Here is a 14,397-nt window from a genome sequence, read left to right as displayed (position 1 = left end):
TGCTTATAACGTTTTGCGAATAAACGAAGTTGTCGAAAGTAATTTGCGCGAAGCATTTTATCCGCTGTTAGGCAAAGTTCAATGAAGTATAAAATCAATCTCAAGTACAGATATTTCCCCATCGCTATCTATATCTCCTTTATCAAGCGTCCCTGCGCATTCGTGACAGTTGTAAATTGTCTTCAAATACTTCTTTTCCAGCAATGGTGGAATATAGTCATAAAATTTCTTTTTATTAGTGTACAATGCTTTGAAAAATTCATAAACTCCTTTGTTCCCTTTTGAAGAATTACACTGACGGCATGCCCAAATTTGGTTATGAATAGCTTGAATTTTATCACAAGTCCTACATTCAGGCTTAATTTTTAATGACTTTGGCACTATATGTTCTTTATTGAGATTGTTTGTTGAACCACAATATATACATTTTTCTTCTGACTCCACAAGCTGCCAATCTTCACGAGTAATGTCTGACCAAGACTTAACACCGTTTTTTAATTCTTGAAATGTCTCTTTTATAAATCCATAATGTTTTTTCTTTACTTCTTCCCCATTAGGAATATTAAAAGCGCGTTTAGCTATGATTTTTGCATATTGGTAGTATATAAGATCTCTTATAGTTTTTACGTCTTTATCAGGCATTTTAAAACCTCCTCCCTCATTCGAATCTCGCCTAACTCGTTTACATCAACACTCCGAGTGCATATATATTACTCCCGAAGGGATGGATTCCTACAATCTGGGATAATATCAGCACCTTGGTGCAGATGTTCTAACTCTGGCTGAATAGCCGGAATCTCTAACCCAACAAATAATATCATTCACCACAACCTCTTTTTAAAAGTAGTGAATCCAAAGGACTCCTTATTTTTCCCAAGTTTTTTGTGCTTATATGGGTGTAAATCTCGGTCGTTTTGCTGTTTGCATGTCCCAAAAGCTCCTGTATGTATTTCAAATCAGATCCGCCTTCCAAAAGATGAGTTGCAAAGCTATGTCTTAATCTATGAACTGTTATAGGTTTTAATATCTTAGCAGACTCACAGGCTTTTAGAAATATTTTTTCAACCGTTCGCGTTGTTATATATCTTTCTTTATCCTGACCAGAAAATAACCATTTATTTGGCCTATATTCTTTCCACAAAATCTTTTGCAGAGTTCCATCAGTATTGGGAAACAACCAATATTTACCTTCGGGATACCAGCGATTACCTTTGACAGTCTTTATCTTTTCTACAAGAGTAGGATTGTAAGGAAAAGAGACCCAAATCTCGTTTGAATTGCCTTTTTTAATACGGATTTGTAACATTATAATATTTACTTTTACAAGTTCAATATATAAAATGCTTTTAAAAATTCAAACAATTTGTTAGAAAATGCGTTAGGATAATCTGTGATATTCTTATGCGTTCTATTATTTTTATTAATTACTATTTTCAACAACTGATAGAATTACATTACTTCATCTAGCTATACTGTGTAGTAGTATATGTTTTTATGTATTCAATAAGAGATTCAACTATTAATTTAATATTATCTTTTGAAATTTCTTTATCTCGATATGAATGTATATTCTTTATATAATAACCTCCTGGAATAATAGTTTTGTACATCATGTTAATGTTGACTGCGCCAGTAGTCCAGAAATTGTATGCATCAGATAAAGGGACTAAACACATGTTAATACATTTAGCTCGAATTTTATTTTTTTCAAAAACTTTAATTAGCTCTTTTGCAATACTGTTTACAAAATTATATGAAATTATTACATGCTCCCCCCGTCCGATACAATCAACGCTAATTATCTTTGCATTTTTATAATTAAGTCCATTCTTTTCCCATATCTTACGTAATTGATATGAACCAATTAGTATTTTTTCTTCATTATCAGTAAAAACAATTTTTACTCTCTTTTTTAATGAATCGTCAACAGCAATTTTTTCTGCTAATAAAAGTAATGCCATTACTCCACTTGTATTGTCATTCATTGTATGTTGATTTTTAATAAAAAGCGCAGGTATAAAAAAAGATAATCCAACAGTAATTGTAAAAATATTTATTATTATTTCATTATAGGTTAATGATACTAACTTAAAAACTAATAAAACTATCAAGGCTGTTAAAATAGATCTTGTATGACCGGTGAGACGAATAAGCCATTCATACCAGCATGGTAATATGGTTCCGGTATCATAATGTGCCATTAATATAATATCTGGATTATCATCTGAAACAGTTTCAAAATGTACACTATTAATAAGTTTTGTTTTAACTACATTAAATTCAAATCCTAGTTTGTTAAATTTTTGTTTTAAGTAATCAATGAAATCATTCTTTTCTTTGCGAGAATTTCTTTTTTGGTATCTCTGTAATTCCAGCAATAATTCATCCATGTTTTTACTTCAACTATGTCTTAAACTAACTTCTAAATTTAATAAACCTTCGATTAAACTTTTCTCTGTTGTTATGCAAATTTTATGAATTACAAGTAGAAATAAAATAGATTTTTTATGTATTTACTTTGTTTTTATTTATTAAATGGATTAAAAATTCTATGGTATCATTTTATTTAATTAAAATATGAGTTTGAATTTTTAGTTTTATATATAGAAATAAAACATTTCTTAATTCTACACATAAAAACTACAAAGCACTAAAATTCAATTCATAATTATTATAAAAAATCAGATAATTATGATAGATTCTTCAATATCTTTGTTTCCTCCATGTTTAAACTCTTTCATAGATTATTCTTATTTGATGTAACAAGTATTTCTTTTTGCAAAATAAATCATACTTTGATTTAATTTTTCAGAGACAGGTTAGTCTACCGAAGGCAGATAAACCTACCGCAGGCAGATTCGATTAACACTTGAATATTATTGCAATTTATCACATTCATTAAAGTTTTTTCGAAGTGACTTAAGTCACTGAGATCTCGATAGGCTTTTAAGCCTATCGGACGTAGTGGCTTTAGCCACGAAGATCTCAATAGGCTGCAAAGCCTATCGGACAATTCTACTATAGCCTGCTCGTCTACGACGGAGTTAAAACCTGCCGCAGGCAGGTTCGATTAACACTAAAATATTTTTTCAGCAAGATGAAAAAAGAAGTAATGTTTCAATTCTACTATAGTTCGATTAACACGAATATCAATTGAGCAATATTGGGAGTCTTCAATATACGTTTCAATTCTACTATAGTTCGATTAACACAATTAGAATTGAAAACTGATTAAAAAATAAAAAAGGGGTTCAATTCTACTATAGTTCGATTAACACATATAAATGGTATAGATGAACTTCTTGCAATGATAATGTTACAATTCTACTATAGTTCGATTAACACCTCTCCCGAAGAGGGAATTGCTGCTATTTTTGTTTTAGTTTCAATTCTACTATAGTTCGATTAACACAAATAAAAATCGGTGAAAGAAAATTAATATTGACTGAGTTTCAATTCTACTATAGTTCGATTAACACTATGACCGGCGAAGAAGAATTTATAAGAGATTTACAATGTTTCAATTCTACTATAGTTCGATTAACACCCTTAAGACAGGAATGTTATATGGTTGCGTAAATGTAGTTTCAATTCTACTATAGTTCGATTAACACAAATAGTAAAATGAATTTTGATAAAAATATTAAAAAATGTTTCAATTCTACTATAGTTCGATTAACACATGGTATTGTGTGTCCATATTGTGGAGAAGAATTATAGTTTCAATTCTACTATAGTTCGATTAACACTATTTTAATTGATAAGGTTGAAGTAAAAGTACCTGAGTTTCAATTCTACTATAGTTCGATTAACACATTCTTTGCTGTCATTTCTTGGTTTACGAAAGATATAGTTTCAATTCTACTATAGTTCGATTAACACATGAACGCAATGTATATTTTTATATTGGTGAGCCTTAGTTTCAATTCTACTATAGTTCGATTAACACTTGAAAAAAAAATTTTATAAAAAATAAAAATACACTGTTTCAATTCTACTATAGTTCGATTAACACTTATTGGATTAATTCCACGAAAAATTCTCGAACATTTGTTTCAATTCTACTATAGTTCGATTAACACCTGAATAACCTAAAGCTTCTCTAAAGTCAATTAATTCTGTTTCAATTCTACTATAGTTCGATTAACACCAATTTCGATGTTGACAGTCCACTTCAGATTTTAAAGTTTCAATTCTACTATAGTTCGATTAACACGGCAAATTGCTTTAATGAGCAGCCAACCCCAAAATCGTTTCAATTCTACTATAGTTCGATTAACACAGGGCGCGCCAAAAAAGGCGCAATTGCTGGGTGTATTTAGTTTCAATTCTACTATAGTTCGATTAACACAAAGACACAGCATTTGTATCAGACACATATTCTAAGTTTCAATTCTACTATAGTTCGATTAACACTGTTCTCACCCCAGAAAAGATCGCTATCCCTCCTATGTTTCAATTCTACTATAGTTCGATTAACACTGTTATTGATTAATTTACACTGTAAATATAATAGATGTTTCAATTCTACTATAGTTCGATTAACACACTGCCATTTTTGAATTTTGCCGATGGAGAAAATTAGTTTCAATTCTACTATAGTTCGATTAACACGCCTCTATTCTCGCATTTATGAAATTTCTGTAATCAGTTTCAATTCTACTATAGTTCGATTAACACTAAGAACGCACAAAGATAAACAATATAGATATATAAGTTTCAATTCTACTATAGTTCGATTAACACCCGTAACAACCTCCGTTACGGCATCTGGACGGATCATAATTGTTTCAATTCTACTATAGTTCGATTAACACCGTGCACTAAGACAGCAAACAAATAACAATAGCAAGATTGTTTCAATTCTACTATAGTTCGATTAACACTCTCATAAATGCTGTATCTTGATCGCCCCCTAAAAAAGTTTCAATTCTACTATAGTTCGATTAACACAATACACGTATAAACAGTATAAGAAGCAGATAATGAAGTTTCAATTCTACTATAGTTCGATTAACACGACTTGTATCAATACCAAGTGTTTTAGCTAAACTTGAAGTTTCAATTCTACTATAGTTCGATTAACACTCAGACTGATTCCAAACGCACCGATAGAATGATTTATGTTTCAATTCTACTATAGTTCGATTAACACGGTTACCCCCACTGCGGAAACGCTTGGCGAATTAGTTGTTTCAATTCTACTATAGTTCGATTAACACTCTTCATTGAATTTTTGCTTAAAATAGTCTTTATCTTCGTTTCAATTCTACTATAGTTCGATTAACACAACAAGAATTTCACAACCATGACTGCTACCAGCACGTGTTTCAATTCTACTATAGTTCGATTAACACTGGCATAAGTTCTCCCATCCACATAATAATACTTAGTTTCAATTCTACTATAGTTCGATTAACACCTGGATATGATGAAACCGGTAAGCCTCTTTTTACTAAGTTTCAATTCTACTATAGTTCGATTAACACCATCACTAAAATCTTTTGACGCAAAAGGTATGTCAAAGTTTCAATTCTACTATAGTTCGATTAACACTCAGGAATACGCAGAAATTGCAAAAAAACATTTTAAGTTTCAATTCTACTATAGTTCGATTAACACGTTAATTTTTTAACAAAACAAAATGGCGATTTTCACCAGTTTCAATTCTACTATAGTTCGATTAACACCAAAGACAAAAAAAGAGGTATAATATGAAAAAGCAGTTTCAATTCTACTATAGTTCGATTAACACGTAGAAAATATCGATGAAGCTGTTAAAGCGTTAAGCGGGTTTCAATTCTACTATAGTTCGATTAACACTATTATTCAATATTTCGAATCATAGCTCAGAAAAGTGTTTCAATTCTACTATAGTTCGATTAACACTTTTTCAACGAAATTTCGGTGGTGCGGGGGATAAAAAAGTTTCAATTCTACTATAGTTCGATTAACACGGAAATATGGTTAAAAGAAGTTAAACTTCTTAAAAAAGTTTCAATTCTACTATAGTTCGATTAACACATAATAATTTAGATAAATGGTGCTATGATGCACCTGAGTTTCAATTCTACTATAGTTCGATTAACACCTAACGTGGTTTAAACGAGATCCCTTCCCATTTTAGTTTCAATTCTACTATAGTTCGATTAACACATAAATATAAAGACCGCATTATTGTCATTGATAATAAGTTTCAATTCTACTATAGTTCGATTAACACGAAGCAGCTAATGAATTCTTAAAGTGGACAAAAGCGGTTTCAATTCTACTATAGTTCGATTAACACATGAGTGAATTAAATTATGATGCAACAACAAAAACATGTTTCAATTCTACTATAGTTCGATTAACACCAAGGGTGGATTGTAAAATATACAGGAAGTTATAAGTTTCAATTCTACTATAGTTCGATTAACACAATGCATATAGTGCATATGGGAAATTAATAGAAGAGTTTCAATTCTACTATAGTTCGATTAACACTTTTTCAACGAAAAAGCGAGCCGGCGGGGGATAAAAAAGTTTCAATTCTACTATAGTTCGATTAACACAAGAAGCTATTGGGAATTATCTTATTAATTTAGAAAAGTTTCAATTCTACTATAGTTCGATTAACACCCCAAATTTGGAATCTTCTATATTTCTGAAAGCAAAGTTTCAATTCTACTATAGTTCGATTAACACAATTGGTATGTCCCAATATGTTTGCGTTGTGTAAAAAGTTTCAATTCTACTATAGTTCGATTAACACGCTAATTTATTATTATTGTTTAGCAATGCTTTAAAGTGTTTCAATTCTACTATAGTTCGATTAACACTTTGCGATTTGCAATGCATCGCTTAGAATTTTTATAGTTTCAATTCTACTATAGTTCGATTAACACTAATCACGTTTGTTAAGAACTAAACTTTTTTTTTATGTTTCAATTCTACTATAGTTCGATTAACACCTCTGGGAGGTACACGGGAACAGTTGCTCTGCTAATGTTTCAATTCTACTATAGTTCGATTAACACCAAATGGGGAGATATTCCGAAAATCCTATGTACCCCGTTTCAATTCTACTATAGTTCGATTAACACAAATGATGCTTTTTTAACTGATTATGGATTGGCATTGTTTCAATTCTACTATAGTTCGATTAACACTGTAAAACAGGCTTTCAAGAGCTTTTTAGACAGTCTGTTTCAATTCTACTATAGTTCGATTAACACTGTTCAGGAATTTGCACATAATTTCTCAAATTCAGGTTTCAATTCTACTATAGTTCGATTAACACCTCTATCCAGTTGAGCTACGGGCGCATAGTTAAAATGTTTCAATTCTACTATAGTTCGATTAACACCGCCCCAAAATATGCATTTTTTTATTATAATCAAATAATTTTTTTGTTTATCTGTCGTCGACCCTTAATAATGTATTTCCCCCTGTACATCGACGACTTTTTATATGAATGTGTCAATCTCATTCCTTTCAATCCCTATTATTCCTCTTTCATGATAATTCTGCGAATCAAATACATAATAAATTACACTGTCTTGCTTCTCGTTTACTATCTCTTTTATCCCGTGTTTTATTCTTTCAAATTCACTTTCTGTTAGTTCTCCCTCAAATACTGAATTTTGTACCCAGTTTAAATGCTGCCTTAAGTATTTTAATAATTTTAATCCTCTCTTGGGTACCGCATCATATACTATGATAACATACATATTTAATACCTTATTTATCAAAGATAATTTTTAAAATATATTACACATTACTTGTTTCTTTTACCACCATATTATGAATGGTTTATATTCTTTTTCTCCTAAAAGGTGTTTTATTATTTTATAGCATTCAAGTCTTATTAAATGTCTATAGCTCACAGATTTTTTTAATTGTCTATGTTTTATTGTTGTTTTTAGTTTATCATCAAATTCTTTTAGAAATATTTTCCTCCCTTCTTCTGTTAAGTAACATTTATTTAATTCGCTACTAAAATGCTTTTCATTTATTTGATTTTTATTTAATAAACTAAATATTATTCTATCTGATAAAAGTGGTTTGAATATTTCTGCTACATCCAACGATAATGAAAATCTTCTTTCTCCAGGTTCGTGCAAAAAACTTATTAGTGGATTTAATTGCGTTTTATAAATTTCACTTAAGACCGTTGTATAAACAAGAGAATTTCCAAATGATATTAAGGCATTAACTGGATTTGTTGGAGGATGTTTTTCTCGTTTTTCAAAATTTATTTCTTTATTTATTATAAGATTCCAGGCAATATAATAATTTGACCTTATATTGCCCTCAATGCCCATTAATTCCTGTACATCTTTAGAATTGGATATTTTTGTTATTTGTTCTTCTATCGTATTAATGAAATATGATAAATCTTTTTCTCTTACATTATAGTATTGTAAGTTTTTTTTAATATTTTCAGCAGCTCCTAAAATAAATTTTTGTGCGATATTTATTCTTTTTTCTGGATCGAGGTAATTCTTAACCTGTTCTATTAATAGTTTACCAGATACATAAGGTTCTCTTGGATAAAATGAAGAGGTATAATAACCATAATAATTAAACAGATGAAGTATTATTTCTTTTTGTGCAAGATAGTTCAGAAATTTTGTATTAAATCTTAACTCCCCAAAACAATAAATTGAATCGATATCTTCCACAGGAATTGGTTTACGAGGCAATCGTTTAGGCTCAGAATTATCATTATCGCTTTCACTTATTGTTTGATCTTCTACTTCAATTGATTCTTCAGAGGTTTGAATTTCTTGTGGCTCACAGCTTTCTCCTGGTTCGAAGTAGAGTGTGTTTTCTTTGCGAATAAGTTTTCCACTACTAAATATGTAATAATTTTGTTTCATAGTTATTTTATATGATTTTCACGTAAACTACTTAACTGTAATTCTAATTTTAATATTGACCCCGTATTTGTTCACTCTTAAAATAATTTTATAATAACTTTTTAAAATTTTTATGGCTTTCAATTAATGCAATTAATCAAATTTATGTGAATTACATAAAAATATCTCGTATTTGATTTAAACAGAGTTGTAATTATTTAATGAATTAGCATTTCAAATGTTAATCTGATCATAGTTTACTTTTACTGATTGTGAAATTTATATTCCACTAATTTAGTTTATTAAAAATTATAAAAAACAATTTGTTTTATATTATTTAGTTGGCAAGGTCTTTTATTTGTGAAGTTTATTTTTTAATGTCCCCTTTTTTATTTTTTCTTTATGTGAATAATTAAATTAATCAAACATAGCACAATTCATAATAGGAACAATTTTTACAGTAAGATTTATTTATTACAGAAGGAGGTATATCGTTAGAGATTATTTTAGGTATTTCTTCTTTAATTTCTTCTATTCTTTTTCTATCATTATCATCTAAAATAACATCAATTTTTTGACGAAGCTTGGGATAATCAATTTCGCCAGTAACACCTTTAATTCCCATTTTCTCAAGCACATAAATGTAAAATTTAACCTGCCAGATATGAGTTTCTTCCATTTTATTGGACTTTTTAACCTCATGAATTCTTTTATTTTTAGGATCGTAAAAGTCGATAATTATTTCATCTTCTCCATAAATTAAATGCAGTTCATGTTTCTCTCTCTGATATGTAGATTCTGAAATAAACTTACCGAGTGCAACAAGTTCGCTAGTATGCTCCATAAATATATGATGTGCAAAAAACCACAGATGCCTTTTGCAATGGTTATAATAATTTATATGAGTACCGCTAATTATCATTAAATTATATTCGTAAGATTTGACAGTTGTTCGTTTATACTTTTATCCAGTCCTTTTTTAGAATCATAATTTGAATCAACAAAATAGATATTCTCAGTCCAACTAATCAATTTAGTAAATTTTTCATCTGGTAAAGCTAATTCATTTTGAATCCAGAAAGCAACAGAATTTACTTTACCAATTCGCTTTAAACCAACAACACTTGTAACATATTCAGAGATAATTTTTTCTTTAAACATTGTGTAAGGTCTTTTAGAATTAAGATATAAGTGAGAAAAATGTAAAATAGTTTCTTTAAGTTTTTCTTTTAAGTCTTGACTTATAACATAGGTGCTTACAATTGGTCTGAATTTTAGTTGTGCTTCTGCTTTTCTATCAGCCATATAACCATCATCTAATAATTTAAGAGTAGAATAAAACTCATCTAAAAAAGTAGATTCACTCTTAAATTTTTTTAGTTCATCAAAAAGTAGATTTACAAGTTCATATTTCTGGTATTCAGATATTAAAGTATCACTTAAAATTGGCATATTAAGAGAAAATAATTTTCTCCTATTTTTTATTTGTTCAAAATATAAACTTATTTGAGTATCAATTTCGTCATAATTTATACTTCCACTGTTTTGCATAAGATTATTTAAAATTATAGTTGTTAAATCTATTAATTCCTTTTTATATACTCGCCCATTTCCTGATTCGGTCCCATTATTAAAGAAAATAATATTCACATTAGGCTCGTCATCATAGACATAATTTTCTCTATATCGTCTTAAGACTCTACCCATCCTCTGGATTAAAGAATCTAATGGAGCGATTTCTGTAAAAAGATAATCAGCATCAATATCAACCGCAGCTTCAATTACCTGTGTTGCAATTAATATTTTCCCATTGTTTTCGTTCACTGTTTTTGGATTCTTAAATTCATTTTCAATTTCATTTTGAATTTTTTTTCTATCATTAAAAGTAAATCGGGAATGTAACAAGTAAAGTTCTATAGATTCACTATGGCAAATGTCACAGAATTTTTCATAAATAGTTTGTGCAAAAGAAATAGTATTTACAATAATTAGTACTCTATTTTTTCTTCCGAGTTGAATAATTTTATCTACTAATTGTGAATCAAAATAAAAAGTAGAAGAATTATCAGGTTTTGAATTGTCAATTTGTATCAAACGGATTTTATGTTTTTTTAGATTTTTTAATTGCTGATTATTCTCTTCGTATAAATTCAGAATCTCAGGTGAAGTGAATTGTAAGTTATTTTCAAACCTACTCTGAATTTCATCTTTTATAAATGATGGAAAAGTAGCAGTCATTAATAAAGCTTTTCCACCCATTCTTGCAACTTCTTGAACAAATTTAACAACAATAGCTGCAGAAACAGGGTCATAAGCTTGAATTTCATCCACTACTAATTTTGAATAAGAAAATAAAGAATAAATTTTTTCATATCCTGGAGGTCTCAAGGAGTATGGGAAAAACTGATCACCAGTAGAAATTGTTACTGGAAATGCAAGTTGCTTTGCAGTATCATATTGTCTTATTGAATATTCTTCGTCATGTTCATCAATTAAAAAAAGATCAGCATCGGAATGCAATATACCAACTTTTTCCTCTTTAATTGCATTCAATTGTTTTATATCCTCGTCATTTTTTTGATCAGAGTTGAAAATTCTTTTAGCTCTTTCATAGATCTGTTCTACAGCAGCTCTTATAGGTAAAGTATAGAAAAATTTCTCATTCCCAGCCCATAAAAAAGCAAATTCCGTTTTCCCAAATCCAGTAGGAGCAATAAGAATTGTATTTTTATTTTGAAAAGAATCGATTTTTTCTATTTGCCAGATATTATGTCCATCTTTTAAATTTGCCCTGTTTATAATTTCATTAACTATACTATATTTAGTTCTATGAAATTGAGGTAATTCAATTTCAAAAGGGAAATCAAAATTTTCTTCTTCACAAAAAGAAGCAAAATGATCACATCTAATTAAAAAACCGGAAATTAAAATCCAATCAATATTCTTCTCTTCATTTACATCAATTCTCTGGGGAAGATAATATAATTGATACGGTGGTAAAACATATTCATAAAATGGAATTGATTTTTCTCCCGATAATCCTTCGAGCATGTTTTCATCTAATTCAATAAGATTAATATTAAAATCATTAACCTTTTGCATCTCTTCTTTAAGATTTTTAATTAATTCTTCTTTAAAGGAAATGGATTTTTGTTTTAGTAGACTAAAGTTTTTATTTCCATATCTAAATAAATCCTCAAACTTATCTTTCCAGTGATGGAAAGCCACTGCAGATAGTATAAATTTTTCTATTTCATCATCGTTAATGTTATTTTTTGAAAGTTCACTTTTAAGTTCCATTTTATTTATTAGAAGAACTGAAAGAATGGAATGATAAATATCAATAGAAACATCAAAAGGTTTGTAATTCAAATTACCTAAATTTTTTCTCTGGAATCTTGGTAGAACTTTACCAATATCATGTAATTGAATTGCGAGTTTTATTGGATAGTGAAGTTCGGGCTTTAATCTATGTTTAATCTCATCAAATTTTTGTAGGAGGTGATTAGTATGGTCACTTAATGTTATAAATATTTCTCTTTGACTAACAGCATCAAGTTTTTTTCTTTTTGCCCAAATAGAGTTATCACTATTCATTGAAAATCTCCAAGAAATATTGGGAGACATAATTTTTTATCAAGAAGCAAATTAACATTAAGAATTTTACCGTCATTTAATTTTGTTCTCATATATTTAATAAATGTTCTTTTCCCATTTCGATTAAAAGTTTGATGATAATTTTCAATTTTTGAAAAGACAGGGATATTAAAAAGTAATCCATCGAGGTTGTTAAAGTCGATTGTATAAGAATCAAAAGAATAAATTTTTTCAGGGATCCAGAAAAAATAACCATAATTACGATCAAGTCGTTTAAAGCTAAGGTCTGATTCATTAAGAAATACAGGCTTATCTTTTAATATTATCCAGTCTTCTGCTCTTCCAAGATGTAGAATTTCAAGCCGGTTCTTTGGTTCTAATAGGTTTTCATAAATTTTCATTAAAACACTTTCATCTTCATGATACATATAAATAATAATTTCAACATTATTAAGGATATCTATCCACATTTGAGATTGACCACCAAAATGTTCGATATGCCCACCTAAAAATCTATTCTGAGGATGCTTAAATCGATCTTTGTGAGCACTTTTTAACAAATTCCTAAACCAAATCATCTCAGTTGATTTTGATTCAAACTTACCTGCAATTGAAAGTTTGAGTTTATTAAGTTGTTTATAATCGTTTGATTCTTGATCATAAATACCAATTAAATTAATTAAAAATCCAAACACTGTTGAATAAGGTGGTATTGGATAGGTGTGTCTTCTCTGATATGTGAAAGGGATTCTGTAATGTGCTTGTGGTTGATAAATAATAACTCTAAGTATTTTCATTGTATTTTAAATAATTATTTTAGTTGATATCAATGAGTTTTTGAATTAGATTTAAAAACATTCTTAAAATCCTATAATAAAATTTTTTACACATTAGAATCTGTACCATTATCTAATCCAACATCTTTAAGAAATTCATTCCAATCCCTTGTTATTCTGCTATCATCTACAAAAGTTTTTAATCGCTCACAATTAAAAAGATAAATTTTATCTGAATTAATCCAAAAATTATTTAATCCATCCTTTATTCCTAAAACCTTAAAACCAGAATCCTCTTTAACGATATCTATATAAGGATGAAAAACAGGAGATGGGATTTTCACACCACTTGCAATTAAAAACAATGGGATAATAGAATTTGATTCACCACTAGACTGAGCATAAAATCCAGATTTAATAGCTTCAAGTATAGATTTAATTCGTTGTTTTTTAATATCATCCTTAAGTTCAAATATGATTTCAAATATATTTCTATTCAGTTGGTTAACAGAAACTTTACCATTGTTTAAATAAAATTTTTTTGCTTCAGAATTAGTTCTTTCGACTGTAATTGTTTTAACGTTTTCATTACCAAAATAGATCTCCAATGTATCAGAACCATTAAATTTAGGTTCAGCATTTACAATCCATGTATCTTTACCCAAAATAGCTGAATCTATTGTGAAAGAAAGTTTATAAAAAGAATTGTGTTCTTCTTTACTGTAAGGATCAGGGGTCAATGAAAAACCTTGATAATTCCCTCTTTTTACTAGGTCGTGGTTAGCATAAAAAGCTAAATCTTGATTATATGGAGTAAGTGAAATTGCTTTTGTAATTCCGATTGGAGATTTTCTTGTGATTGAATTTTCTCCACTAATTGTATACATATAACCAAATGCATCAAGTTCAGCGTTTGTTAAAATATCTTCAATTAAAAGGTCAAATTGAATTACATTTCCCTGATCAGTCACAATTGCAGTTTTCCATATATCAGGATAAGCTTTTGAAAGAGTTTCAAATAAATAATGCCTGATTGCAACTTTACTGATAAAAGATCTTACTTCTCCATTAACATTCAATTTTTTTATTGAGAGAATATTACCACCAATTTTTTCATCTCTGTTAAGAGCTGAACCTTCAAAAATAATTGTAAGTGTTATGTTTTTAATTTGATTTGCCAT

Annotated in this window: 9 protein-coding genes and 1 CRISPR repeat array; all 9 genes read right to left on the bottom strand. The window is 28.9% G+C overall.

Features of this window, described 5'->3' with window-relative positions:
- Positions 1 to 78: 78 nt before the first annotated feature.
- The 9 genes from VJY38_RS07675 to cas7i all read right to left on the bottom strand — a co-directional run bounded on the left by VJY38_RS07675 (position 79) and on the right by cas7i (position 14,397).
- Positions 79 to 642, bottom strand: coding sequence for an HNH endonuclease (locus VJY38_RS07675; RefSeq protein ID WP_353680104.1), 564 nt, complete (start codon positions 640 to 642; stop codon positions 79 to 81).
- Positions 643 to 817: 175 nt separating this feature from the next.
- A complete protein-coding gene (locus VJY38_RS07670) occupies positions 818 to 1,306 on the bottom strand; it encodes a tyrosine-type recombinase/integrase (protein ID WP_353680103.1) in 489 nt (162 codons plus the stop codon).
- Between the two features lie 157 nt (positions 1,307 to 1,463).
- A complete protein-coding gene (locus tag VJY38_RS07665) occupies positions 1,464 to 2,390 on the bottom strand; it encodes a M28 family peptidase (protein WP_353680102.1) in 927 nt (308 codons plus the stop codon).
- A gap of 724 nt (positions 2,391 to 3,114) precedes the next feature.
- Positions 3,115 to 7,348: a CRISPR direct-repeat array (repeat unit 30 nt; unit sequence GTTTCAATTCTACTATAGTTCGATTAACAC).
- Between the two features lie 100 nt (positions 7,349 to 7,448).
- The gene (gene cas2 / locus VJY38_RS07660; RefSeq protein WP_353680101.1) at positions 7,449 to 7,712 is read right to left on the bottom strand and encodes a CRISPR-associated endonuclease Cas2; all 264 of its coding nucleotides are present in this window, start codon (positions 7,710 to 7,712) and stop codon (positions 7,449 to 7,451) included.
- 60 nt (positions 7,713 to 7,772) lie between these two features.
- A complete protein-coding gene (gene cas1b, locus VJY38_RS07655; protein WP_353680100.1) occupies positions 7,773 to 8,864 on the bottom strand; it encodes a type I-B CRISPR-associated endonuclease Cas1b in 1,092 nt (363 codons plus the stop codon).
- Between the two features lie 400 nt (positions 8,865 to 9,264).
- On the bottom strand, positions 9,265 to 9,765 hold the full coding sequence (gene cas4, locus VJY38_RS07650) for a CRISPR-associated protein Cas4 (RefSeq protein ID WP_353680099.1): 501 nt from the start codon (positions 9,763 to 9,765) through the stop codon (positions 9,265 to 9,267).
- A complete protein-coding gene (gene cas3 / locus VJY38_RS07645) occupies positions 9,765 to 12,440 on the bottom strand; it encodes a CRISPR-associated helicase Cas3' (RefSeq protein WP_353680098.1) in 2,676 nt (891 codons plus the stop codon). Before cas3 ends, cas4 begins: the two co-directional genes overlap by 1 nt.
- A complete protein-coding gene (cas5, locus tag VJY38_RS07640) occupies positions 12,437 to 13,237 on the bottom strand; it encodes a CRISPR-associated protein Cas5 (protein ID WP_353680097.1) in 801 nt (266 codons plus the stop codon). The genes cas3 and cas5 overlap by 4 nt, the downstream gene beginning before the upstream one ends.
- 86 nt (positions 13,238 to 13,323) lie before the next feature.
- On the bottom strand, positions 13,324 to 14,397 hold the full coding sequence (cas7i, locus tag VJY38_RS07635) for a type I-B CRISPR-associated protein Cas7/Cst2/DevR (RefSeq protein ID WP_353680096.1): 1,074 nt from the start codon (positions 14,395 to 14,397) through the stop codon (positions 13,324 to 13,326).

The sequence above is a fragment of the Rosettibacter firmus genome, assembly GCF_036860695.1.
Taxonomy (GTDB): Bacteria; Bacteroidota; Ignavibacteria; order Ignavibacteriales; family Melioribacteraceae; genus Rosettibacter; species Rosettibacter firmus.
This window is presented reverse-complemented; position numbering and strand designations above follow the sequence as displayed.

Bases quoted from the DNA above. Each gene is read 5' to 3' on its own strand.
- cas1b (WP_353680100.1), bottom strand. From the start codon at position 8,864: ATGAAACAAAATTATTACATATTTAGTAGTGGAAAACTTATTCGCAAA.
- cas4 (WP_353680099.1), bottom strand. From the start codon at position 9,765: ATGATAATTAGCGGTACTCATATAAATTATTATAACCATTGCAAAAGG.
- VJY38_RS07665 (WP_353680102.1), bottom strand. From the start codon at position 2,390: ATGGATGAATTATTGCTGGAATTACAGAGATACCAAAAAAGAAATTCT.
- VJY38_RS07675 (WP_353680104.1), bottom strand. From the start codon at position 642: ATGCCTGATAAAGACGTAAAAACTATAAGAGATCTTATATACTACCAA.
- VJY38_RS07670 (WP_353680103.1), bottom strand. From the start codon at position 1,306: ATGTTACAAATCCGTATTAAAAAAGGCAATTCAAACGAGATTTGGGTC.
- cas2 (WP_353680101.1), bottom strand. From the start codon at position 7,712: ATGTATGTTATCATAGTATATGATGCGGTACCCAAGAGAGGATTAAAA.
- cas5 (WP_353680097.1), bottom strand. From the start codon at position 13,237: ATGAAAATACTTAGAGTTATTATTTATCAACCACAAGCACATTACAGA.
- cas3 (WP_353680098.1), bottom strand. From the start codon at position 12,440: ATGAATAGTGATAACTCTATTTGGGCAAAAAGAAAAAAACTTGATGCT.
- cas7i (WP_353680096.1), bottom strand. From the start codon at position 14,397: ATGGCAAATCAAATTAAAAACATAACACTTACAATTATTTTTGAAGGT.